Genomic DNA, 23,132 nt, shown 5'->3' with positions numbered 1-23,132 from the left:
AGAAGGTCGCGCGTCTGCACCTGGACGCGCTGGGTGTGAAGCTGACCAAGCTCACCAAGGAGCAGGCCGACTACATCGGTGTCGACGTCGAAGGCCCCTACAAGCCCGACCACTACCGCTACTGATCCGGCCGGTGGTCACCGCCGCACCCCGGTGGTGACCACCCCCGGTTCCCGCGAAAGTCGGTGAGCCCGGGGATGTTCCACGTCGGACGTCCCCGGGAACGCCGGCCTCGTCGGAAAACCCTTCTCCTTGAAAGAAAACGGTCCCTGCCGCTGAGAGCAGGTTCGCAGGCGTATCTAGCGAGCGCTGCGGTGACCGAAGTCGACAGAAGGAATACCTGAGGCCGACATGACCACCATCGCACTCGAACTGGTTCCGCCCGACCTCGACGGCGGTGTGCAGAGGGCCGTTGAAGAAGGACGCAAGATCGCCGAGCTCAGCCGCAAGTCCGGGCTGACCGGCCGCATCCGGCACGTGATGATCCCAGGCATCATCCAGGAAGACGGCGACCGTCCCGTCGACTTCCGGCCCAAGATGGACACCATCGACTTCTGGCGCACGATCCAGCCGGAGCTCGGCGGCGACGTGCGCGGCCTGTGCACGCAGGTCACCGCCTTCCACGACGAGCGGGCCCTGGGCGAACGGCTGCAGGCGCTGCGCGAGGCCGACATGGACGGCATCGCCTTCGTCGGCGTGCCCCGCAACATGGCCGACGGCGAAGGCCCCGGTGTGGCGCCCACCGACGCGCTCACCAAGTTCCAGGACGTCGTCCCGCACCGCGGATCCATCCTCATCCCGACCCGGGAAGGGGAGCAGGGCCGCTTCGGGTTCAAGTGCGAGCGCGGCGCCACCTACGGCATGACGCAGCTGCTGTTCTCGGACGCGATCGTGGACTTCCTCAAGGAGTTCGCGCGGACCACGCCGCACCGCCCGGAGATCCTGCTGTCCTTCGGGTTCATCCCGGGCGTGGAGAGCAAGAAGAAGCTCATCCAGTGGCTCATCCAGGACCCGGGCAACGAGGCGGTGGCCGCCGAGCAGGAGTTCGTCGCCCGCACCGCCGAGCTCGGGTTCGAGCAGCGCAAGCAGGCGGTCGTCGACCTCTACAAGCGCGTCGTCGACGGTGTGCAGGACCTCGGATTCCCGCTCAGCGTCCACCTCGAAGCGCCCTACGGTTACAACGAGCCCGCCTTCGAGACGTTCGCCGCCATGCTCGAGCACTGGGAACCCGGCGAGTAACCGGACCACCCGGCTGGGAACGCGAAACCCCGTCACCGCAGCGCGACACGCCTGCGGCGGCGGGGTTTCGTGCTGTCCGGGGCAGCGTTCGGGTGAGAATCCGGCGGCCTCCCGCCACCGCGTCCGGTGCGGGGTGTCATCGGCTGCACCGTCGGAGGTGCGCGGCGCGGGTTCCCTGCATGCTTTCGAGTGATCGCGATGGCCGGGGTCGGCACTGACCGGAGTGATCAAAACCCTTACGGGTTTCAACGCGGCCGATGTCGGTCGTTTTCAAGCGATCATTTATTCGCTAAGGTCGACGCACTCGTCAGCGGTTATCCTGACGAATTGTGCAACGGCGCACCGGTTTGCGAATAGTACTCGTGCGCCGAACCGAAAACTCTCACTGCTGCGGTGGCCGGTGCGCGCACGCCGACTGCCGGCAGTACCGGAAGGAACCCGTCGATGTCATCGCCACCAGCAGGTTCGGGCCCGCTCGGGGCAGCCGGTTCACCACATCGTCCGATTGCGAACCGGATTCGGATTGGTTTCGGAATCCGGAGGGCGGCCTTAGCGGAAACTGATTCGTAACGCGAATGACCAATTGCACCTGCATCGTTGACGGGGAATAGGCGATGAGCGCGACAGAGACGCCATCCAGAAGTGAACTCACACCACTCGACTGGGCTTTCCTGTGCATGGAGCAGGAGGACACGCCCATGCACGTGGGCGCGGTCGCGGTGTTCCGCGCCGACGGCCCGGTCGACCGGGACCGGCTGCGGCGGCTGCTCGCCGAGCGCGCCCAGCGCATCTCGCGGCTGCGGATGCGGCTGGAACGCTCGTGGCTGCAACCGCACTGGCGCGAAGCCCGCGACTTCGACGCCACCAACCACGTCCACGACCACGAGGTCCCCACCCCGGGCGGGCGCGACGAACTCGCGATGCTGGCCTCCGAGCTGGTCGCCGACCCGCTCGACCAGCGCCGCCCGCTGTGGGAGCTGCACCTGATCACCGGGCTGGCCGACAACCGCTTCGCGGTGCTGATGAAGTTCCACCACTCGCTGGCCGACGGGCACGACGCCGTCGAGGTCGGGGTGCGGTTGCTCGACGAGTTCACCGACCTCCCCGACGCTCCCGCGACACCGCTGGCCAACCCGATCGACGAGGCGCTCGGCCTGCTCCGCAAACCGGAGAAGCTGATCGGCGCGCTGCGCGGAACCCTGTCGAAGTCGAGCGAATCGCTGGGCATCGCGGCGTCGGTGGTGCGCAACATGCGGGTCCCGGTGCAGTCCTCGCCGATGCACGCCTCGACCTCCCCGGCCCGCAAACTCGCGCTGGTGCCCATCGATCTCGCCGACATCCGCCGGATCCGCTCCCGGCACGGCGGCGGCACCACCAACGACGTGGTGCTCGCGGTGATCACCGGAGCGCTGCGCCGCTGGATGGCCGACCGCGGCGCCGAGGGCGGCGAGGTGCCGGTGCGCGCGCTGATCCCGGTCTGCCGGCGGCGCAGCAACCAACCGCGGACCGGCAACAACCAGCTCTCCGGCTACCTGTGCCAACTTCCGGTGGACGAAGCCGATCCGGGCGCGCGGCTGAAGTCCATCCGCGCGGAGATGAGCGCCAACAAGAGCGCCGGGCCGCTTCGCGGACCCGGAGCGTTCCCGGTGCTGGCGGGCCGGTTGCCGCAGCTGCTGCACCACGTCGCCACCCCGCTGGTCGCCCAGGGGGCGCCGCTGCTGTTCGACACGATGGTCACCAACGTGCCGCTGCCGAGGTTCCACGCCGCCCTCGACGGTGCCGAGGTCGCCGAACTGTTCCCGGTCGCCCCGCTGGCCTCCGGGCACGCGCTGTCGATCGCGGTCTCGCAGTTTCGCGACACCGTGCACATCGGGGTGCAGGCGAACCGGGCGGCGCTGCCTGATCTGGAGAAGCTCGCCGAGGCGCTGCCGCAGGCGGTGACCGAACTCAGCGACGGGACGTGAGAGATGGCCGAGGAAAATCCGCCCTCCTTATCGGGATTCCAGTGGTTGTACGGCGGCATGGATCTCATCGTTCGGACCGAGCACGGTGCTGTGCGGGGCAGCGAAGACGGCGACGTCATGGCGTTCAAGGGCATTCCCTACGCAGCCCCGCTGGACGGTCCGCGCCGGTTCCAGGCACCCGCGTCACCACCGCGCTGGGACGGGCTCCGCGACGCCTCGGCCTACAGCGCCTCGGTGCCGCAGGCGGCGATGACCGATGCGCTCCCGTCCTGCTGGCAGCCCGGTGACTCCACCGACTGCCTGACGGTGAACGTCTGGACGCCGGACCGCGGTGGGCACCTGCCGGTGATGGTGTGGTTCCACGGCGGTGGTTTCCTCGGCGGAACGGCGTCCGCGGACGGTTTCGACGGTGCGACGCTGGCGCGCGGCGGTGTGGTCGTGGTGACGGTGAACTACCGCGTCGGCTACGAGGGCTTCGGCTGGGTGGAGGACGCGCCGGCCAACCGCGGCATCCTCGACCAGCTCGCCGCGTTGCGCTGGGTGCGCGACAACATCATCTCCTTCGGCGGGAACCCGGACAACGTCACGATCTTCGGCGAGTCCGCCGGAGGCGTGTCGGTGGCGACGCTGGTCGCCGGATCGGGGCGGCGCGGGCTGCTCCGCCGGGCCATCGCGCAGAGCCCGGCGGCGATGTACGTCGACGAGGACGAGGCCCGCAAGATCGGCGAACTGATCACCGGACACCTCGGCGTTCCCGCGACCACCGGTGCGCTGGCCGAAGTTCCCGCCGAGAACCTGCACGCCGCGCAGCGCCACGCGATGGCGGAGATCGAGCGCAACCGCGCGGCCTGGACCAACAGCCTGCCCTACGGCGTCGTCCTCGACGGCGAAGTGCTGTCGGAACTGCCGTGGGTCGCGATGCGCGGCGGTGCGGCCAACGGCATCGACGTGATCGCCGGGTTCAACCGCGACGAAGCCACCGGTTTCACCGTCGACCTGCCGGCGGAGGCCCGCGACGTCGAGGTGTTGGCGAGCCACCTGCACCTGCCGCCCTCGACGGTCGCCGAGTACCGCTCGGCGTACCCGGGTGCGTCTGACGCCGAGCTCCACACCACGCTGCTCAGCGACCAGCTGTTCCGGATGCCCGCGGTGTGGACGGCCGAGGCGACCGCAGCGGCCGGCGGGCGCGCTTTCCTGTACGAGTTCACCTGGGAGACCCCGCAACGCGACGGGGCACTGGGCGCCACGCACGGCCTGGACGTTCCGTTCACCTTCGGCGTGCACGACGATCCGCTGGCCGTGGAGATGCTCGGTGCCTCGCCCACCGGCTTCGACGAGCTCTCGGCCGCGATGCGCGGGGCCTGGACCTCGTTCGCCGCGACCGGGGACCCCGGCTGGCCCGCCTACCGCCTCGCCGACCGGCGAACGCGGATCTTCGACAACCCGATCTCGCTGGCCCCCGACCCGATCAGCGGGTCCCGGCAGATCTGGGAGCACCGGTTCCCCGAACTTGGTTGAGGCCTCAAGCTGTTCGTTCCGTCCGCCGGGTTACTGTGTGGTCGGTTCGCGCAGTAGGAGGTAGCCAATGGTGGACAACTCGGACAACGCCGCGCTGCGGGCGCTGCGCTCGGCGCTTCCGGACGAGGTCGTGCTGACCGACCCGGACTCCACCGGTCGCTTCTCCCACGACGAGGCCGAGTGGGCCCCCTGCGGCAAGCCCCTCGCGGTCGTGCGCGCCCGCAGCACCGCCGACGTCGTCGCAGCGGTCCAGGTCTGCGCCGAGCACCGGGTTCCGGTCGTGCCGCGGGGCGCGGGCACCGGCCTGTCCGGCGGCGCGAACGCCGTCGACGGCTGCGTGCTGATCTCCCTGGAAGGCATGGACCAGATCCTGGAGATCAACCCGCGCGAGCAGCTGGCCGTCGTGCAGCCGGGCGTTGTCAACGACGACCTGCGCGCCGCCTGCCGCGAGCACGGTGCCTGGTACCCGCCGGACCCGGCGAGCTCGCCGTGGTCGACCATCGGCGGCAACGTCTCCACCAACGCCGGCGGCGTGTGCTGCGTGAAGTACGGCGTGACCAGGGATTACGTGCTCGGCCTCGAAGCCGTCGTCGGCTCCGGCGAGGTCGTGCGGCTCGGGCGCCGCACGGCCAAGGGCGTCGCCGGGTACGACCTGTGCGGGCTGTTCGTCGGCTCCGAGGGCACGCTCGGCGTGGTCACCGAGGTGACCGTGAAGCTGCTTCCCGGTCTGCGCGCGCCGGAGCGCACCGTGGTCGGCTACTTCGACTCGCTCGTCGCGGCCGGTGAGGCGGTGGCCGCCGTGGCCGCGGCAGGGGTGGTGCCCTCCGCGCTGGAACTGCTCGACCAGCACTGCCTGCGCGCGGTCGACGAGTGGAAGAACATGGGCCTGTCCGCCGAGGCCAACGTCCTGCTGCTCGGTCGTTCGGACACGCCCGGCCATGCGGGGGAGCAGGAGGTCGACACCCTGGTGCGCTGCTTCGACGAAGCCGGCGCCACCTGGAGCGCCCGCTCCACCGACGAGCAGGAGGCCGACGCGCTGTTCGCCGCCCGCCGCTTGGCCTACCCGGCCCTGGAACGCCTCGGCCCGCTGCTCACCGAGGACGTCTGCGTCCCGCGCGCCCTGGTCCCCGACATGCTCGCCCGCATCGAAGCCGCCGCTCAGCGCCACGACACGCAGATCGCCAACATCGCGCACGCCGGTGACGGCAACCTGCACCCGCTGATCATCACCCCGCCCGGCGACGACGAGGCGCGGCTGCGCGCCCAGCGCGCCTTCGACGACATCGTCTCCGACGCGATCGACCTCGGCGGCACCGTCACGGGCGAGCACGGCGTGGGGCTGCTCAAGCGCAAGGGCCTGCACGCCGAGCTCTCGCCCAAGGTCATCGACATGCACCACGACATCAAGAACGCCCTCGACCCGGCCGGGATCTTCAACCCCGGCAAGGTCTTCGGCGATCCCTCCTGAGCGATCCCTCCGCCCCGCAGTAGCGCGCCCGGTCAGGACCTGAGCCGGGTGCGGACCGACAGCGCTGCGCAGGTGACGACCGCCAGAGCGCCCAGCAAGGTGGGCCAGGTCAAGGGCTCGGCGAGCAGCAGCGTCGCCCAGAAGATGGTCATGACCGGCTGCGTGAGCTGGATCTGGCTGACCTGCGCGATCGGCCCGATCGCCAAACCCCGGTACCAGCCGAGGAACCCGAGGTACTGGCTGATCAGGGCCAGGTAGGCGAAGGCGGCCCACTGGCTCGGCGTCGCGCTCGGCGGGTGCTCGACGACCTCGACGGCGGTGATCACGAGCAGCACGGATGCGGCGAGGGCGAGAGCCCAGGAGACGGTCTGCCAGGCGCCGAGCTCTCGGGCGAGCAGGCCGCCTTCGGCGTATCCGATCGCCGCGGACACCACCGCGCCGAACAGCAGCAGGTCCGCGAGGTGGAGTCCGCCCAGTCCCTGCGACGCGGCGAAGGACACCGAGGCGATCGCGCCCAGCGCGGCCATGACCCAGAACGCCTTCGGGGGCCGTTCGTGCCCGCGCAGCACCGCCATCGCCGCGGTCGCGGCCGGCAGCACGCCGATGACCACCGCGCCGTGACCGGCGGGCGTGCTGGTCAGCGCGTAGGAGGTGAGGAACGGGAAACCCACGAACGCCCCGCCCGCGACGACCGCGACCCGCGCCAGCTGGGTGACCCGGGGCAGCCGCTGGCGGGTGAGCAGCAGGATGAGGGCGGCGAGGACACCGGCGACGGCCCCGCGACCGGCCCCGATGAACAGCGGGGAGAGCCCGCCGACGGCGATGCGCGTGAGCGGGACGGTGAACGAGAACGCCACCACGCCGAGGAAACCCCAACCCAGACCCGACGCGGGAGCCGGGGATAGCACCGGCGCCCGAACGGCAGTAGCGCTATTATTGTTTCTCATGGTCGACGATAGCAGTTCGCGGATCGTCGCGGCACTCCGCGAGTGGATGGTCACGGCTCAACCGGGTGCGAAGCTGCCGTCCACGCGCGAGCTCGTCGCGCGCCACGGCGTCAGCCCGGTCACCGTCCAGAAGGCCCTGCGCACCCTGACCTCGCAGGGCCTGGTCGAAAGCCGTCCCGGGGTGGGAACGTTCACCCGCTCGGACCGGGTCGCGCGGCCGAGCGACTACGGGTGGCAGACCGCGGCGTTGGGATCGCCGAAGAACACCCGGCCCACGATCTCCGCCGCGATGCGCCCCGCGCCCAACGACGTGATCGCGCTGCACTCCGGCTACCCCTGCCGGGAACTGCTACCCGAACGCCTGGTGCGCAGCGCGTTCAGCCGCGCGGCCCGCACCGACGCTGTCATCGACCGGCCCGCATCAGCCGGTGTCCCGGAGCTGCAGGCGTGGTTCGCCACCGAGCTCGGCACGGCCGTGCCCGGCGACGTGGTCGTCTTCCCCGGCAGCCAGAGCGGGCTGAGCGCGATCTTCCGCGCGCTGGTCGGATCCGGCCGTCCGCTGCTGATGGAATCGCCCACGTACTGGGGCGCGATCGTCGCCGCCGCCCAGGTCGGCGTGCAGACGGTGCCCATCCCGTGCGGGCCCGAGGGGCCCGACCCGGACGAGCTGGCGCGGGCCTTCCAGCGCACCGGCGCGCGGGCGTTCTACGCCCAGCCGAACTACGCCAACCCCACCGGGGTGCAGTGGTCGTCGAGCCTGGCCGGTGACGTGCTCGACACCGTGCGCAAGCAGGGCGCGTTCCTCATCGAGGACGACTGGGCCCGTGATCTCGGCATCACCACCGACCCGGTTCCGGTGGCCGCCCGCGACGAGGACGGGCACGTCGTCTACCTGCGGTCGCTGACCAAGGCGGTCTCGCCGTCGGTGCGCGTCGCCGGAGTGATCGCCCGAGGTCCCGCGCGCGAGCGGATCCTGGCCGACACCCAGTCCGAGGCCGTCTACGTCAGCGGCATGCTGCAGGCCGTGGCCCTCGACGTGGTCACCCGGCCCGCATGGCGCACCTACCTGCGGGATCTGCGCAGGCAGCTCGCCGCTCGCCGGGACCTGCTCGCCGACGCCGTCCGCGAGCACGTTCCCGGTGCGCACCTGGAGGTCCCGGCGGGCGGGCTCAACCTCTGGGTGCGACTGCCGGACGCCACCGACCTGCCGAGGCTGGTGCGGGACTGCGAGAACGGCGGCGTCGTCGTCGCACCGGGCGACGAGTGGTTCCCCGCCGAGCCGACCGGCCGGTTCCTGCGGCTGAACTACGCGGGCCCGAACCCGGGTGCCTACCCCGAAGCCGCGCGGTTGATCGGGGAGGCCCTGGCCGGATGAGCACTTCGATGGTTGTATGGATACATGCATTCTGTGGTGCGGACCCAGTGCGGGGCGGTGCGGGGCACGGCCGACGGTGATGTGCAGGTGTTCAAGGGGATCCCGTTCGCGGCGCCGCTCGACGGCCCGCGGCGGTTTCAAGCACCCGCAGAACCCGAGAGCTGGGACGGCGAGCGCGACGCGACCCGCTACAGCGCCGCGGTGCCGCAACCGCTGATGGCCGAAGGACTGCCCCCGTCCTGGCACCCGGGCGACGACACCGACAGCCTGACCGTCAACGTCTGGACACCCGTCCCCGGCGCGAACCTGCCGGTCATGGTGTGGTTCCACGGCGGCGCGTACCTGGCCGGCAGCCCCTCGGAGGGCAGCTACGAAGGTGCCCGGCTCGCCGGTTCCGGCGTCGTCGTGGTGACCGCCGGGTACCGCGTCGGCTACGAGGGCTTCGGCTGGGTCGACGACGCGCCCGCCAACCGCGGCATCCTCGACCAGCTCGCCGCGCTGCGGTGGGTGCGGGAGAACATCGGCGCCTTCGGCGGCGATCCCGACAACGTCACCATCTTCGGCGAGTCCGCGGGCGGCACCTCGATCGCCACGCTGGTGGCCGGTTCCTCCCGGAGCGGCCTGTTCCGGCGTGCGATCGCCCAGAGCCCGGCGGCGATGTACCGCAGCGAGGACGAGGCCCGCAAGATCGCCGAGCTGATCACCGGCCCCAGCGGGGTGCGCACCACCGTCGCCGAGCTCGCGAACATCCCGGCCGAGGACCTGCACGCCGCGCAGAAGATCGCGACGGCGGAGATGACCCGCAACCACGGGTCCTGGACCGACACCACCCCCTACGGCGTCGTCCTGGACGGCGAAACCCTCGGCGAACTGCCGTGGGTCGCGTTGCGCGACGGCGCTGCCCGAGGTGTGGACCTCATCTCCGGGTTCACCGCCGAGGAAGCCGCGCTGTTCACCGCGATGCTGCCGCGCGAGGCCCTCGACCCGGATCAGCTCGCCGCCGACCTGCACCTGGGCGACGACGTGATGCAGCAGTACCGCCGGGCCCACCCGGGCATCGGCGACGTCGCGCTGTACAACATGCTGCTCAGCGACAAGCTCTTCCGGATTCCCGCGCTCTGGATGGCCGAGGCGCACGCCGCGGCAGGCGGGCGCAGCTACCTCTACGAGCTCACGCTCCAGGCCCTCAACGGACTGGGCGCCTGCCACGCGCTGGACATCCCGTTCACCTTCGGCGACGTCACCAGCCCGGTGCTGCAGGTGCTCGGTGGTGCGCCGGACGGGTTCGAAGACCTCTCCGGCGAGTTCCGCCGCTCCTGGACCGCGTTCGCGGCCACCGGCGACCCCGGCTGGGAGGCCTACCGGCCGTCGGACCGGCGCACGCGGATCTTCGACCTGCCCTGTTCCACGACGTCGGACCCGATCGCGGCCTCCCGCGAGATCTGGGCGCACCGCTTCCCGGAGCTCACCGCACGAGCTTGAGCGCGGCGGTCTCGACGGTGTCCTCGTCGAGCAGCACGTGGTAGGCGGCCGCCCCGAGCGGGATGAAGCTGTCCTCACTGGTCACGCGACCGATCTTGCCGGTGAAACCGGCGTCGACCAGCGCGGTGACCACGGGTTCGGAAACGCCTCCGCTGCGGCGGGTCTCGTCCACCACGAGGACCTTGCCGGTGGCTTCGGCGGCTTCGAGGAGGTCCTCGACCGGCAGCGGTGCGAGCCAGCGCAGGTCGAGCACTCGCGCGCGCACGCCCTGCCGGCGGAGGCGTTCGGCGACCCGCAGGCTCATCGGGACGCCGTTGCCGAAGGTGACCAGGGTCAGGTCCGCGCCGTCGCCGTAGAGCCGTGCGCGGCCGATCGGCACGTGGTGCTCACCGGGTGCCGGGTAGCGCGCGAGCCAGCCGTCATCACCGGGTTCGTGCAGGTCACGGGTGTGGTAGAGGGCGATGGGCTCGAGGAACGCGCAGACCCGGCCGTCCACGTGGGCGGCGGCGACGCAGGTGCGCAGCATCGCCGCCGCGTCGTCCGGCCGGGACGGCGAGGCCAGCACGACCCCCGGCAGGTCGCGCAGGGCGGCCACGCTGTCGTCGTTGTGGAAGTGACCGCCGAAGCCCTTCTGGTAGCCGTAGCCGGCGATGCGCACGACCATCGGGTTCACGTAGCGGCCGTGGGAGAAGAAGCTCAACGTGCTCGCCTCGCCGCGCAGCTGATCGGCAGCGTTGTGCAGGTAGGCGAGGTACTGGATCTCCGGGATCGGCAACAACCCCGCCAGACCCGCGCCCAGCGCCGTGCCGAGGATGCTCTGCTCGTCCAGCAGCGTGTCGAAAACCCGGCTGCCGCCGAACTTCTTGCGCAACCCGCGGGTCACCCCGTACACACCGCCCTTGCGCGCGACGTCCTCGCCGAAGACCACGACGCGGTCGTCCCGGCCGAGCTCCTCGGCCAGCGAGCGGTTGATCGCCTGCGCCAGCGTCAGCGGTCCCTCGGACTCCGGTGCGGAGGTTTCGGCGCGGCCGTGCGGGGTTTCGGAGGTGCGGGCGGCGATGGCGTCGGGGGAGTGGCGGTGCAGGGACGTCATCACCTCCGCCGCGCTGCCCAGCTTGCGCCGGCCGAGCGCCTCCTCGGCGAGGGCGTCGACCTCGCCGCGCTTGGCCTCGTAGCGGGAGATCACCTCGTCAGGGGTGAGGATTCGGCGCGAGATCAGGGCTTTCGCGGTCGCCAGCAGCGGATCGCGCTCGTGGTCGGCGGTGATCTCGGTGCGGGACCGGTACGCCGACTCGACATCGGAACCGGCGTGGCCCATCAGCCGGACCGTGCGCAGGTGCAGGAACGCGGGCGCCCGGTTCTCCCGCACCCAATCGGCGGCCTCCCGCGACACCCGCAGGCACTCGACCGGATCCGAGCCGTCGGCGGTGAAGTAGCGCAGCCCGGGCCGATCGCGGTAGGTCGACGCGATCCACCCGGCCGGGGTGCGCACGCTGATCCCGATCCCGTTGTCCTCGCAGACCAGCAGCAACGGCAACGGCAGGCCCTGGAAGGCGCAGTGCAGCGCCGAGTTGATGGCGCCGGTGGCCGTCGAGTGGTTCGCCGAGGCGTCCCCGAAGCTGCACACCACCACCGAATCCGCCGGCCACTCGGCCGCCACGCCGAGCCGAGCTCCCCGCTCCAGCGCGAACGCCAAGCCCACCGAACGCGGCAGGTGCGAGGCGATCGTCGACGTCTGCGGGATCACCGACAACCCCGCGTGCCCGAAGACCTTGTGCCGCCCGGCGGAGATCGGTTCGTCGGCGGAGGCCACCACCCCCAGCAGCACGTCCAGCAGCGGCGTGCTCCCGGCGACCTTCCGAGCCCGCTCCAGGTAGAACGCGCCTGACCGGTAGTGCAGCAGAGCCGGATCGCTCACCCGCAGCGCAGCCGCCACCGCGGCGTTGGACTCGTGCCCCGACGAGCCGATGCTGTAGAACCCGAGTCCGCGTTTCCCCAGCTCGCGCGCCTTGAAGTCCAGATGCCGACTCCCGGCCTGCGAGTCGAACAACCCCACCAGATCCTCACCCGATGCGGTGGTCGACGCGATTTCAGTGGAACTCGGTGTTCCGATTTCCATTGAATTCGTGGTCCCGGTTTCCATTGAAACCGCGTCACCGAGGTGGGTCACGGCCTGGAGGAAGTGCTCGTCGATGGGTTCGGTCATGTCTGCTCCCACTCGGATGCGACCGCTGTGCAGGATTTCGCCAGGAACTCCAGGGCGATCGGTAGCAGCGGGTTGGTGTTCTGCTTGCGGTGGAGGACCTTGACCCGGCGGTTCGGCTGGAAACCGGAGATGACGGCCACCCCGGCCTGATCGCGCGGGATGGCCAGCGCCGGGAGGACGGCGACCCCGAGGTCGCGGCCGACGAGGTCGCGGATGACGGAGTAGTCGTTGCTGCGGAAGGTGATGCGCGGGACGAACCCGGCGGCCGCCGCCAGGCGGATCAGGGACCGCGCCCCGGCGGTGTCCTCTCGGGTGCAGATCCAGTTGTCGGCGGCCAGCTCCGGGAGCTCGACGCGCGACCGGCCGGCGAGGTGGTGCGAGGCCGGCAGCACCACCCGCAGCGGTTCGGTGAGCAGCTCGTCGGCGCACAGCTCGACGGGCCACTGGCGCGGGTCGAGATCGTACTCGAAGACCACTGCCGCGTCCAGCACCCCGTCGAGGACGCCGTCGACGACCTCGTCCGGTTCGCCCTCGTCGAGCTGCACCTCGGCGTTGGGGCGGTGCGAGATCACCGCGGCCAGCACGTCCGGCAGCACGCGCGAGTTGGCGGTGGCGAACGAGGCCAGCCGGAGGCTGCCCTCCTCACCGGCCACCATCGCCCGGACCTCGCGCTCCAGCGAGTCCAGCGCACCGAGCGCGTCCCGGCTGCGATCGGCCAGCCGCAGCGCCAGCGCGGTGCTGCGGGCCGACCGCGCCGAGCGCTCGAACAGCGGCGCGCCGATCGCCCGCTCCAGCAGCACCATCTGCTGCGACACCGCCGAGGCGGTGTAGCCCAGCGTCCGCCCGGCCTCGGCGAACGAGCCGGTGCGCACGCACTCCTGCAGCGTCCGCAGGTGAATGGGGTTGAGCACGCCGACTCCTCAGGCGGTTCAGGCCAGGACCGGCAGGCGACCGCGCAACCGCATCGCCTCGCGGACCCGCTGCTCGGCCATCTCCAGCGCCGCCGCGTGCGGCAGCACACCGGTCTGCGCGGCGGTTTCCAGCACCAGCAGGGTGTTCCGCCTGGTCCGGGCCGCGACCTCGTCGAGGATCCGGGCTGGTTCGGGGCGGAACGCGGAATAGCGGGCGTCCATCGCGAACCCGGCCGCGATCGCCCCGCCCGCGTTGGCGATGAAGTCCGGCACGATCTCCACACCCCGCGCGGCGAGCGCGGCCCGCGCTCCCGGGGTGGTGGGCAGGTTGGCGCCCTCGACGATCAACCCGGCGCGGACCTGCGCGGCGACCGACGAGTCGATGACGTCCTGCCGCGCGGCCGGGATCAGCACGTCGCAGTCGACCGTGAGCTCCTCACCCTGCGCGACGCGTTGCGCCGGTGCGGCCTTCGCGACGCAGGCGTCGCCGAACTCCGCCCGCGCGGCAAGCCACCCGGGGACGTCGAGACCGTTCGGGTCGTGCACAGAACCGTCCGCAGTGGACAGAGCGACGAGCTGCGCGCCCAGCTCGTGCAGCCGCGCGACCGTGGCCGTGCCTACAGCGCCGAAGCCCTGCACCGCGATGCGCGTCCCGGCCACCGGTTTCCCGGCGCGTTCCAGCGCGGCCAGCGCCGCCTCGGCGACGCCGTGCCCGGTCACCCCGAGCTGGTCGTAGGGCACCCCGCCGAGCGCCTCCGGGACTCCGACGGCAGCGCCCCGATCGGCCAGTTCGTCCTGGATGATGGCCGCGTCGTGCTCGGTCATGCCCATGTCCAACCCGGCGACGTAGCTGGCCGGGATCTGGTCGGCCAGCCGCCGCGCGAACGCGCGCACCACCGCTTCCTTGTCCGGCGAGTCCGGGTCGGCGACGATCCCGGCCTTCGCACCGCCGTGGAAGAGGTCGACCGCCGCCCACTTCCAGGTCATCACCCTCGCCAGCCGGGCGATCTCGCCGACCGTCACCGTCGGGGCCATCCGGGTGCCGCCCTTGCCGCTGCCGCGCGCGGTGTTGTCGATGACCAGCACGCCCCGCATCCCGGTGCGCGCGTCGGAGACGCAGACGACCTTCTCCGGGCCCCATTCGTCGATCTCCTGCAACAGATCAACCACGGTTGTCCCTTCCTACACGCAGTTGTGCTCGGGCCGGACCTCGGCGCCGTCGAAGCGGCGCACGTCGAGACCGGAGACGTCGATGGGAGGCGTGCGCCCCAGCACCAGGTCGCGCATCACCTCGCCGATCGCCGGGCTCTGCAGGAAGCCGTGCCCGGAGAAGCCGGTCGCGTAGAAGAACCCGCCGACGTGGCCGACCAGCGCGTTGTGGTCCGGGGTGATCTCGTAGAGCCCGGCCCAGCCGTGCGCCACGCCCGCGTCGGCCACGCGGGGAGCGCGGTGCGCCACCGCTTCGCTGAGGCGTCCCAGCCAGCGGTCGTCGGTGCCCAGCTTGAACCCGAACTCCTCGTCCGGGTCCGACATGCCCACCAGCAGGCCGGGGCCTTCCTCGTGGAAGTAGAAGCTGGTGGCGAAGTCGATGGTGAACGGCAGCCGCGGCGGCAGGTCCGGCATCGGTTCGGTGACCAGGATCTGCCTGCGCAGCGGCCGCACCGGCAGCTCGACACCGGCGAACCCGCCGATGGCCGCCGACCACGCACCGGCCGCGCACACCACCGTCGAGGTGCGCACGGTCCCGGAGTCGGTTCGCACCGCGGTGATCTCACCGCCGCTGGTGTCGATGCCGGTGACCTCGACGCCGCGCCGCAGCACCGCGCCGTGCTCGCGGGCAGCCCGGGCGTAGCCCTGCACCACGCCCTCGGGGGTGCAGTGCCCGTCGGTGGGGGAGTAGGCCGCCGCCAGCAGCCCGTCCGCCGACACGAGCGGGGACAGCTCGCGCGCCTGCTGCACCGTCAGCATCCGGCTCGGCACGCCCATCGAGTTCTGCAGCGCCACGCCACCTTCGAAGGTGGCGACATCAGCGGGGTCCGACAGCAGGAAGAGGTAACCCTGCTGCTTGAGGTCGATGTCCCCGCCGGGCCGCCGCGCGAAGTCTTCGAAGGCCCGCAGGCTGCGCTGCCCGAGTTCGATGTTGACCGGATCGGAGAACTGCGCCCGGACACCTCCGGCCGCCTTGCTGGTGCTGCCCGAACCCAGTTCGCCGCGCTCCAGCAACAGCACGTCCGCGCCGGCTTCGGCGAGGTGGAAGGCGGTGCTGACGCCCACCGCCCCGCCGCCGACGACCACCACCTCAGCGGAAGGAGGAACTAGTTGCTGTGACATCAAAGCTGGCCGAGTTCCGGCGGCAGGCGGAAGTCCAGCTCGGGCTCAACGGTGTCGACGTCCATCTGGGCCTTCTGCAGCTTGCCGGAGAAGTCCCAGTTCAGCGACTGCCAGCGGGTGAACTGGTCGAGCACCCAGATGCCCGACTGGCGGCTTCCGTTGCCGGACTTGCCGTTCCCGCCGAACGGCAGGTGCGCCTCGGCCCCGGACGTCGAGTTGTTCACGCTGAGCATGCCCGCCCCGATGCCCTGCCGGAACCGGAACGCCTTGGCCGGATCGGTGGTGTAGATCGCCGCCGACAGCCCGTACCCGGGAGCGTTGCCGAGTTCGATGGCCTCGTCGAGGGTGTCGAAGGTGGTGATGCCGACGATCGGCCCGAAGGTCTCGTTGCGGAAGATGTGGTCGTCGGTGCGCATGCCGTCCACCAGCACCGGGTGGTAGTACAACCCGGCCGCCGGATCGCCGTGGAAGCCCTTGCGCGGCTTGTCGTTGCTGATGCGGCCGACGGAATCCGATCCCAGGGTGGAGTGGTGCGGCTGGAGCGTGTCCAGGATGGACTCGAAGTTGTCGGCGAACTTCTGGTCCAGCATCGGTCCGTAGAGCACGTCGCCACCCGGCTCACCGACGGTGGCCGCGCGCAGCGCCGCGTCCAGTCGCGAGGTGAACTCGTCCTTGACGTCGCGGTGCACGATCAGGTTGCCCAGCGAGGTGCAGCGCTGCCCGGCGGTGCCCCAGCCGGAGAACAGCGCGCCCTCCACCGCCAGGTCCAGGTCGGCGTCCTCGGTGACGATCATCGGGTTCTTGCCGCCCAGCTCCAGGCACGGGTTCTGCAGGTGACGCCCGCACAGCTCGCCCACCCGGGTTCCCACCGCGCTGGAACCGGTGAAGCCGACCTTGTTCACCGTGCCCGCTTCGAGCGAGGCCTCCAGGCCCTTGAAGGTCGCCTCGCCGTCGGTGTAGACGAGGTTGAGCACGCCCTTGGGGACCCCAGCCTTCCACGCCAGCTCGGCCACCGCGCGAGCCGCCCCGGCCGCGTACTCGGCCGGCTTCCACACCACCGCGTTGCCGCACAGCAGCGCGGGGACCAGGTACCAGGACGGCACCGCCACCGGGAAGTTGCCCGCGGTGATCACCACCGCGACCCCGACCGGCACGCGGAAGGTGAACAGCTGCTTGTCCGGCATCTCCGAGGGCACCGTCTGCCCGTAGAGCCTGCGGCCCTCGCCCAGGAAGAAGTCGCAGGTGTCGACGATCTCCTGCACCTCGCCGAGCGCTTCGGCGTAGGGCTTGCCGATCTCGCGGGTCACCAGCCGCGCCAGCGATTCCTTGTTGGCCTCGACCAGCCGGCCCAGCCCGGCGATGACCCGGCCGCGCACCGGGGCCGGCACCTGCGTCCACTCCTTCTGGGCGCGCTGGGCCTGCTCGGTGGCGGCCACCAGCGTTTCGAAGGTGCCCAGCGCGACCTTGGCGACCACGTCGTCGAGGTTCGCCGGGTTCTTCGAGAGGTACTCGCCTCCGCCGTCGACCACCTCCGGGGCGTCCGGGCCGATCACGGAGCTCAACGTCGCCTGCACCGACATGCACCTCTTCCTGCTCGGGACTGCGCTGGGATCACCGTAGAACGGCGGAGCGCGGTCTGTTGAGAATCAGAAGAGTGATTTCTTGTCGCGCTGAGGGCCAGCTCTGCTGAGGCTTCCCGCGGGGGCGGCCGGTGTGCCAACGTCGGTGCGCATGGAGCTCCTCACCGACACGGACGTGGCCGCGGCCCTCGACTACGACGCCGCGATCGCCTCGCAGCGCCTGGCCTTCGAATCCCTGGGCCGGGGAGAGGCGCAGCTGGCTGCGAAGACAGCCATCCGCACCGGCGAGGACACCGCCCTGTCGTACCTGAGCCGCCTGTCGCCCCGGCACGGCCCGGTCGCCAAGCTCGTCTCGGTCAACCCCGGAAACGCCGAGCGAGGCCTGGCGTCGATCAACGCCACCGTCCTGGTGCTCGACGCGGAGACGGGCGCGCTGGCCGCGACGATGTCGGGCACCGCCCTCACCGAGATCCGCACCGCAGCGGGCAGCGCCGTGGCCCTCGACGCCCTCGCCCAAGCCGAGGCCGACGTGCTGGCGGTGATCGGCTCCGGCGTCCAAGCCCGGGCGCACGTCCGCGCGATCTCCCGCGTCCGCGCGCTCACCGAGGTCAGGATCTTCAGCCGCGACGCGGCCCGCCGCGAATCGGCGGCCGCTGATCTCGCCGGGGAGCTCGGGCTCGACGTCCGCGCGGTCGGCACCGCTGCGGAAGCGGTCCGCGACGCGGCGATGGTCGTGGCCTGCACCCTCAGCCCGGACCCCGTCGTCCCGACCGCCGCGCTCGCCCCGGGAGCCACGGTGGTCAGCGTCGGAAGTTTCGAACCCCACCGCGGGGAGGTCGACGAGGAGCTCATCCGCACCGCCGCCGCGATCGTCGTCGACGACATCGACACGGCCACCCACCACGCAGGCCCGATCATGACCGCCCTCGAAACCGGCGACCTCGACCCGGACGGCCTGACCGCGCTCGGCGCGGTCCTCACAGCCCAACGCCCAGCCCGAAAATCGGCCGAGGACCTCATCTTCTACAACAGCGTCGGAATCGGAGTCCAAGACGCAGCAGCAGCCCTCGCAGTCCTGGGCAAGCTCTAGCGCCACCTGACCGGATTAAACGCTATGCGAGGACGTGAATAAGACTTGTCCGCTGCCGATCACATGCCCAAAGCTTGCGGCATGAAGCTACGGAAAGTGTCCGGCTGCGAGGACAAGACCTGCCCAGGCGTGTACGTGTCGGACCGGGGAACGACGGTGGTTCAAGGTACGCACGTACCCACGGCTGAAGGACTAGAGTTCGGCGACGGGGAGACGGCAGTCGAGCTGCCGACCGGGGTTGTTCTGGGCGCGGTATCCGCTCTGGTGGAGTGCGCCGGCATCAGCGAGGACGAGCTGCGCCGTCTGAGGGAGGCCGTGAAGTGATTCTGAGCGGAGACGAGTTCGGCAGGCTGTTTGACGAATACCGGCGGTCCGCTTGGCGCTTCGAGTGCCAACCGACCTACACGATCCCGCGGGAGCAGGACGGTATCCGTCGTTGGCGGGCAGGCGAGCCGAAGCCCGAGGATCACAACATCCGCTGGCACGAAACGGTCCAGGAGATCGTGGCGTCCGGTCGGCGCATCGGTCGTGCCCGAGTGGTTCGTCGCCCCTTGACCGAGTACCTGCGATACCAACTGGACTGGGGCATCCCCGGAAACATCGAAGCTGGCGAAGATATCCGGATTCTCGATCTGACCGAGCTGGAGCTCGAACTGCCGGAGCAGGACTTCTGGTTCTTCGACGACGCGATAGTCGTGCACCTGAACTTCAATCCGGATGGCACGCTCATCAACCTCGAGCAGCAGGAGACCTCAGACCTGGAGCGATATCTGAAGTGGCGCGATGTGGCCATGGCACACGCCGTTCCCCTCAGTGAGTGGAATGCTCGAACCTGACAACGATCAGCATCGCAAGAACCTTGCCGACACGCTGAAGCAGCTGCGCAAAGCGGCCGGGCTCTCAGAGGAGAGGCTGGCCGCTCGCACTGCTATGTCGCAGCCCAAGATCAGCCGCATCGAGTCTGGAAAGACCGTGCCCACGGTTTCCGATGTCGAAAGGATCGTGCAGGCGCTGGACGTGCCCGCGGAAGCGCGGGCCGAACTTCTCGCGTTGACGCGCTCGGCGAACGTTGAGTACACGTCGCTCCGTTCATCTGCGCGCATGGGCATCTGGCGCAGCCAATCCGAGATCAAAGCCTTGAGCGAGTCCTCTTCGGTCGTCCGCCAGTTCCTGCCCGCCATCCCGTCCGGTCTTATCCAGACACGCGAATATGCGCGCGCTGTCCTCACGCCTGGGGTGGAAGGTCGGCCTGCGCGGGACGTCGACCGCGCTGTGCAGGCTCGGCTAGACAGTCAAGACGCGTTGAACGACGAGTCCAGAAGGTTTCTCTTCCTCCTGACTGAGCAAGCTGTCCGGCTCAAGCGTGCGATGGCCGGAATCATGGTGGGACAGCTCGAGCACATGGCCGCGGTGATGGATCGGCCGAACGTTGAGCTGGCAATTCTTCCGAGTGCAGCGCTGGTGAGCGCATCTCCGCTGAACGTTTTCATGATTTGCGACGACCGGCTCGTGCTGACCGAGATCTTCGCTGACGAGGTCGCGCTGCGCGATTACCGGGACATCTCTTATCACTTGAACTTGTTTGAGCACTTTTGGGAACGATCCGTCTCCGGAATTGAAGCGAGAGAACTTCTGGGGTCGATTTCCGCCGAGTTTATGCGAGGTCCTGACTAAAACTGGATTCGCGAAATCCTGGCCATTTACCTTCGAATCATGGTGACGGTGGCCTCAGATTCGCTGGTCAAGTGCGAATCGCGCGAGTACGAAACGGTTCTCGTCGATGGTCGGAACTGGTTGGTGTGCCCGATCGGTGGGCCGGGGTGCTTCCGGGTCGTCGCGGACATGGCTCAGATCGCGTGGGACGCGGTCGAGGTCCACGTGGAGCACCACTTCGCGGCGTGCGGTTGCCCGTGTTGCGGGCGTTGACGCTGGAAGTCGTGGGTCGGTGTGCTTACCTTGGCTGGCGGACACGGCGTTGAGGAGGTCATGGGTGGGGTACGCGGCGAGGTTCGAGGCGGAGTTGGCGGGGCGGGAACTTCCCGGGCGCGTGGGCATCGCGAGCTGGGACCTCCGCGAGGGCGCGCCGGTGCTGCGCGGCGCCGAGGTCGAGGTGCACTCGGCCAGCACCATCAAGGTCCTTGTGATGATCACCGCGTTGCGGGCCGTCGCCGACGGGCGGCTCGACCTGGACGAACCGGTGGAACTGCCGCCCGAGCGCACCCGGGGGACCGGAGTGCTCTTCGAGCTCCCCAGCGTGCCCGAGATGTCGCTGCGGGACCTGATCAACCTCATGATCGTGATCAGCGACAACGCCGCCACCAACGCCGTCATCGACGAGGTGGGCTTCCCCGCGATCGCCGAGTGCGCAGCCGACCTGGGCTGCACCGGCACCCGCGTCGAGCGGCACATCATGGACACCGAGGCACCCGGGGTGCTGCAGACCACCGCGCTCGACCAGGCCCGGATCATGGCCGCGCTCGCCGGCGGCGCGGCACTGCCCCCCGAGCTGACCGAACACGCGCTCGCGGTTCTCTCGCGGCAGCAGGTCGTGGACCGAATCCCGTTGCGGCTGCCCGAGAACGCGCGTTGCTGGAACAAGACCGGTGAGATCAAGGGCCTTCGCCACGACGTCGCTCTGCTGAGCGCCGCCGACACCCCGCAGGTCGTGCTGGCCGTGCTCGTCGACCAGCTCACCGACCCCGTCTCCACCAAGGGTTACCGAGGCGGCGACGGCGTCGAAGCCATCGCCGCCATCGGAGAAGCTGCCTGGCGGGCCATGACTCAGCCCAGCACCGGATCCCACGGCGTCGAAGGCGCGTAGAGCGAACGGATTCCGCTCAACGGCGCGTTGTGGCGGAGCTCGTCGTCGTGGTATCGCGCGACCTTCTCGTGCCAGTTGAGGATGCCGGAAAGCCAGTCCTTGAGTTCCTCGGCGTGCTTGTTCAACGCCTCCTGCGCTTCCGGGGCGACCTGCCGCTCCTGGTACAGGGCGGGCAGTTCCACGTCGATGACGTGCCGGAACTGCTCCATCCGCGCGTTGAACAGCCGGTGCACGATCTGAAAGGCGCGGTCCTGGTCGCAGTCCAGGAAGTTCTGCACCACCAGGACCGCGTTGTGCACCTCGCCCTCGAACTCGATCTCCTTGCGGTAGGAGAACACGTCGTTGAGCATCGTCGCGCAGTCGATCGCCGAGTTCTCCAGGTTCTGCACCGCGCGCGTCTCGTACAGCTCCGGCGGCACCACGTCGCCGTGCGCGAAGCGGGCCAGGCTGATCGTCATGTCCGAACCGAAGGTCGCGCGGCGCATCTCGACGTAGTCCACCGGGTCCGGGATGTGGTTGCCCACCTGGTTGTCCAGCTCCCACACCCAGCTGTCGATCATCACCTCCACCGCCGACCGCAGCGAGGCCCGCTCGCGAGCGTTCATCGGAGCCGTGGTGCGCCGCCACAGATCGGCCAGGCCGCGCTCCATCATGTTCACCGGCACGATCCCCGGCTCACCCGAGTCGGTCATGACCTGCTTCAGCCGCTCGTTCTGCGCCTTCGCGCCCGCCACGTCGCGGGTGTGGCCGTAGCGCTGCGGGTAGAGGTCGTCGCCGTAGGTGCCCCACACCAGCCAGTGCGAGGCCAGGTCCAGCTCCTCCAGCGTGGCGTCCGGGTCCAGCCCTGCCGCGCACAGCGGCAGGTCGTTGAACCGCACCGCAGCCTCGTCCCACACCGGCGGGGCGTCGGCGAACATGCCCATCTCCCGCGCCCAGTCCACCGCGTGCTCCCGGGAGACGTCCAGGTGCGGGCACAACCGCAGCTCGAACGGCACCTCCAGCTGCGGCCGGTCGACCGGCCCGACCGACTGGAACGGAACCCGGCTGAAGCTGCGAAGACGTTGCGGGGCAGTGGAAACCAGCGACTTGGCGATGTAGGCGCCGGCGGTGCCCAGGCCCGTCGGGCCACCCAGCACCGACGACGAACCGCCGCCCTCCGGGTAGCGCCCGGAAGCCATGTGCCACTCGTGCCCACCGGACTGCCAGTCCTGCAAGCCCTTCGCGTAACCCAGCACCGCGAGCCGCCCGGCCGGAGCCACCCCGCACTCGTCCAGCAGCCTCGGGACCTCGGTCAGCGCGGTGTGCTCGAACTGGTGCAGCCGCGAGGTCAGCAGGTCGTTCACCGTCTCCGCGGCCTGCTGCGTGTCGCAGCCCAAGAACCGCTCGAAGACCAGCACACCGTTGCTCAGCTCGCCCTCGTCGGCGACCTCCCGCTCGTAGGAGAACAGGTCGTTGCGCAGGTGAACCGCGTCGGAGAACGTGTCGCGCAGGACCTTCAGCGGCCGGGTCGCGGCGAGTTCGGCCGGAACCTCCACGCCCACGGCGTGCTCGACGAGGTTCGCCGACCACGGGGCACCGCCGACCTTGCGGCGCATCTCGATGTACTCGATGGGGTTGGACAACCGGTTCTCGGTGATGTTGGCCAGCTCCCACAGCGATTCGTCCAGCAGCGCCTTGGTGCTCGCGGCGAACCGGCGTCGCCAGTCGGTGCTCATCGACGGCACCGTGCGCTGCCACAGGTCCGCCAGCCCGGCCTCCACCGGGTTGGTCGGTTCCTCGGTGATCGGCCCCTCCACCGGCATGAAAGCCGGTAGCCGGTCGAGGTGTTCGCGCGCGGCGGTGAGGTCCGGTTCGCGCTTGTAGAGCTCGACGAAGTGGTCGTCGAAGTAGAACACCCACACGTACCAGTCGGTCACCAGGTCCAGCTCGTCGCCGTCGCAATCGGGATGGGTGTAGGCGCACAGCAACGCGTAGTCGTCGCGGTCCAGGTCCGCCTCGATCCAGATCTCCTTGCCCTGCTGCGGGACGTCGATCATCTCCATGCGGCGGGCCCACGCCTTGGTGTGTTCTCGGGCCCGCTGCAGGTTCGGGTTCAGGCGGGCCGGGTAGGAAAGGTAGAACTCGGGCAGTCGGAACGACATGGGTCAGCGGCCTCCCAGAGGTGTACTCCGTCGATCGACGACGCAACCAGTCGCGCTGA

At 70.1% G+C, this 23,132-nt stretch carries 19 protein-coding genes; 12 read left to right on the top strand and 7 right to left on the bottom strand.

Annotated features, from left to right (window positions below; translation table 11 throughout):
- The 5 genes from R4I43_RS29505 to R4I43_RS29485 form a co-directional block, all read left to right on the top strand.
- The coding region (locus R4I43_RS29505) for an adenosylhomocysteinase (protein ID WP_324267477.1) at positions 1–125 on the top strand (125 nt) is incomplete at its 5' end.
- 226 nt (positions 126–351) lie between these two features.
- A complete protein-coding gene (locus R4I43_RS29500) occupies positions 352–1,239 on the top strand; it encodes a mycobacterial-type methylenetetrahydrofolate reductase (RefSeq protein WP_324268972.1) in 888 nt (295 codons plus the stop codon).
- A 614-nt stretch (positions 1,240–1,853) separates the two neighbouring features.
- Positions 1,854–3,203 carry a wax ester/triacylglycerol synthase family O-acyltransferase gene (locus tag R4I43_RS29495; protein ID WP_324268971.1) on the top strand — a complete coding sequence of 450 codons (1,350 nt, stop codon included), beginning with the start codon at positions 1,854–1,856 and terminating at the stop codon, positions 3,201–3,203.
- A gap of 57 nt (positions 3,204–3,260) precedes the next feature.
- The gene (locus R4I43_RS29490; protein WP_324268970.1) at positions 3,261–4,721 is read left to right on the top strand and encodes a carboxylesterase/lipase family protein; all 1,461 of its coding nucleotides are present in this window, start codon (positions 3,261–3,263) and stop codon (positions 4,719–4,721) included.
- A gap of 67 nt (positions 4,722–4,788) precedes the next feature.
- The gene (locus R4I43_RS29485) at positions 4,789–6,189 is read left to right on the top strand and encodes an FAD-binding oxidoreductase (RefSeq protein ID WP_324268969.1); all 1,401 of its coding nucleotides are present in this window, start codon (positions 4,789–4,791) and stop codon (positions 6,187–6,189) included.
- Between the two features lie 32 nt (positions 6,190–6,221).
- Here R4I43_RS29485 and R4I43_RS29480 read toward each other — a convergent pair whose 3' ends face one another.
- On the bottom strand, positions 6,222–7,136 hold the full coding sequence (locus R4I43_RS29480; protein WP_324268968.1) for a DMT family transporter: 915 nt from the start codon (positions 7,134–7,136) through the stop codon (positions 6,222–6,224).
- Here R4I43_RS29480 and R4I43_RS29475 point away from each other — a divergent pair.
- Complete coding sequence (locus R4I43_RS29475) at positions 7,135–8,511, top strand: aminotransferase-like domain-containing protein (protein ID WP_324268967.1); 1,377 nt, start codon at positions 7,135–7,137, stop codon at positions 8,509–8,511. The genes R4I43_RS29480 and R4I43_RS29475 overlap by 2 nt on opposite strands.
- A gap of 24 nt (positions 8,512–8,535) precedes the next feature.
- A complete protein-coding gene (locus R4I43_RS29470) occupies positions 8,536–9,993 on the top strand; it encodes a carboxylesterase/lipase family protein (RefSeq protein WP_324268966.1) in 1,458 nt (485 codons plus the stop codon).
- On the opposite strand, the gene R4I43_RS29465 is transcribed toward R4I43_RS29470, so the two are convergent.
- From R4I43_RS29465 to R4I43_RS29445, 5 genes are read right to left on the bottom strand one after another with little or no spacing between them, the layout of a single operon-like run.
- A complete protein-coding gene (locus R4I43_RS29465; RefSeq protein ID WP_324268965.1) occupies positions 9,977–12,199 on the bottom strand; it encodes a thiamine pyrophosphate-dependent enzyme in 2,223 nt (740 codons plus the stop codon). The genes R4I43_RS29470 and R4I43_RS29465 overlap by 17 nt on opposite strands.
- Positions 12,196–13,110, bottom strand: a complete 915-nt coding sequence (locus tag R4I43_RS29460; RefSeq protein ID WP_324268964.1) for a LysR family transcriptional regulator — start codon at positions 13,108–13,110, stop codon at positions 12,196–12,198. The genes R4I43_RS29465 and R4I43_RS29460 overlap by 4 nt, the downstream gene beginning before the upstream one ends.
- An 18-nt stretch (positions 13,111–13,128) precedes the next feature.
- Positions 13,129–14,280, bottom strand: coding sequence for a Glu/Leu/Phe/Val family dehydrogenase (locus tag R4I43_RS29455; protein ID WP_324268963.1), 1,152 nt, complete (start codon positions 14,278–14,280; stop codon positions 13,129–13,131).
- Between the two features lie 12 nt (positions 14,281–14,292).
- Positions 14,293–15,441, bottom strand: a complete 1,149-nt coding sequence (locus tag R4I43_RS29450; RefSeq protein ID WP_324268962.1) for an NAD(P)/FAD-dependent oxidoreductase — start codon at positions 15,439–15,441, stop codon at positions 14,293–14,295.
- Complete coding sequence (locus tag R4I43_RS29445) at positions 15,441–17,021, bottom strand: aldehyde dehydrogenase family protein (RefSeq protein ID WP_324268961.1); 1,581 nt, start codon at positions 17,019–17,021, stop codon at positions 15,441–15,443. Before R4I43_RS29445 ends, R4I43_RS29450 begins: the two co-directional genes overlap by 1 nt.
- Before the next feature lie 151 nt (positions 17,022–17,172).
- Between R4I43_RS29445 and R4I43_RS29440 the strand changes: the two genes are divergently transcribed.
- The 5 genes from R4I43_RS29440 to R4I43_RS29420 all read left to right on the top strand — a co-directional run bounded on the left by R4I43_RS29440 (position 17,173) and on the right by R4I43_RS29420 (position 20,932).
- Positions 17,173–18,111: an ornithine cyclodeaminase family protein gene (locus R4I43_RS29440; RefSeq protein WP_324268960.1), complete on the top strand. Its 939-nt coding sequence runs from the start codon at positions 17,173–17,175 to the stop codon at positions 18,109–18,111.
- A 45-nt stretch (positions 18,112–18,156) separates the two neighbouring features.
- Positions 18,157–18,435, top strand: coding sequence for a hypothetical protein (locus R4I43_RS29435; protein ID WP_324268959.1), 279 nt, complete (start codon positions 18,157–18,159; stop codon positions 18,433–18,435).
- Complete coding sequence (locus tag R4I43_RS29430) at positions 18,432–18,947, top strand: DUF6879 family protein (RefSeq protein ID WP_324268958.1); 516 nt, start codon at positions 18,432–18,434, stop codon at positions 18,945–18,947. Before R4I43_RS29435 ends, R4I43_RS29430 begins: the two co-directional genes overlap by 4 nt.
- The gene (locus R4I43_RS29425) at positions 18,934–19,785 is read left to right on the top strand and encodes a helix-turn-helix domain-containing protein (protein ID WP_324268957.1); all 852 of its coding nucleotides are present in this window, start codon (positions 18,934–18,936) and stop codon (positions 19,783–19,785) included. Before R4I43_RS29430 ends, R4I43_RS29425 begins: the two co-directional genes overlap by 14 nt.
- Positions 19,786–20,101: 316 nt before the next feature.
- Entirely contained in the window at positions 20,102–20,932 is an 831-nt protein-coding gene (locus tag R4I43_RS29420; protein ID WP_324268956.1) for a serine hydrolase, read from the top strand.
- Here the strand turns inward: R4I43_RS29420 and R4I43_RS29415 are convergent.
- The gene (locus R4I43_RS29415; protein WP_324268955.1) at positions 20,893–23,073 is read right to left on the bottom strand and encodes a terpene synthase family protein; all 2,181 of its coding nucleotides are present in this window, start codon (positions 23,071–23,073) and stop codon (positions 20,893–20,895) included. The genes R4I43_RS29420 and R4I43_RS29415 overlap by 40 nt on opposite strands.
- Between the last annotated feature and the right edge of the window lie 59 nt (positions 23,074–23,132).

This window comes from Saccharopolyspora mangrovi, assembly GCF_035320975.1.
In the GTDB taxonomy this organism is placed as follows: domain Bacteria; phylum Actinomycetota; class Actinomycetes; order Mycobacteriales; family Pseudonocardiaceae; genus Saccharopolyspora; species Saccharopolyspora mangrovi.
Note: the sequence above shows the minus strand (reverse complement) of the source record. Positions and strands in the feature narration are given on the sequence as shown.

Bases quoted from the DNA above. Each gene is read 5' to 3' on its own strand.
- R4I43_RS29425 (WP_324268957.1), top strand. From the start codon at position 18,934: ATGCTCGAACCTGACAACGATCAGCATCGCAAGAACCTTGCCGACACG.
- R4I43_RS29475 (WP_324268967.1), top strand. From the start codon at position 7,135: ATGGTCGACGATAGCAGTTCGCGGATCGTCGCGGCACTCCGCGAGTGG.
- R4I43_RS29450 (WP_324268962.1), bottom strand. From the start codon at position 15,441: ATGTCACAGCAACTAGTTCCTCCTTCCGCTGAGGTGGTGGTCGTCGGC.
- R4I43_RS29490 (WP_324268970.1), top strand. From the start codon at position 3,261: ATGGATCTCATCGTTCGGACCGAGCACGGTGCTGTGCGGGGCAGCGAA.
- R4I43_RS29500 (WP_324268972.1), top strand. From the start codon at position 352: ATGACCACCATCGCACTCGAACTGGTTCCGCCCGACCTCGACGGCGGT.
- R4I43_RS29440 (WP_324268960.1), top strand. From the start codon at position 17,173: ATGGAGCTCCTCACCGACACGGACGTGGCCGCGGCCCTCGACTACGAC.
- R4I43_RS29495 (WP_324268971.1), top strand. From the start codon at position 1,854: ATGAGCGCGACAGAGACGCCATCCAGAAGTGAACTCACACCACTCGAC.
- R4I43_RS29465 (WP_324268965.1), bottom strand. From the start codon at position 12,199: ATGACCGAACCCATCGACGAGCACTTCCTCCAGGCCGTGACCCACCTC.
- R4I43_RS29480 (WP_324268968.1), bottom strand. From the start codon at position 7,136: ATGAGAAACAATAATAGCGCTACTGCCGTTCGGGCGCCGGTGCTATCC.
- R4I43_RS29485 (WP_324268969.1), top strand. From the start codon at position 4,789: ATGGTGGACAACTCGGACAACGCCGCGCTGCGGGCGCTGCGCTCGGCG.
- R4I43_RS29415 (WP_324268955.1), bottom strand. From the start codon at position 23,073: ATGTCGTTCCGACTGCCCGAGTTCTACCTTTCCTACCCGGCCCGCCTG.
- R4I43_RS29470 (WP_324268966.1), top strand. From the start codon at position 8,536: ATGCATTCTGTGGTGCGGACCCAGTGCGGGGCGGTGCGGGGCACGGCC.
- R4I43_RS29445 (WP_324268961.1), bottom strand. From the start codon at position 17,021: ATGTCGGTGCAGGCGACGTTGAGCTCCGTGATCGGCCCGGACGCCCCG.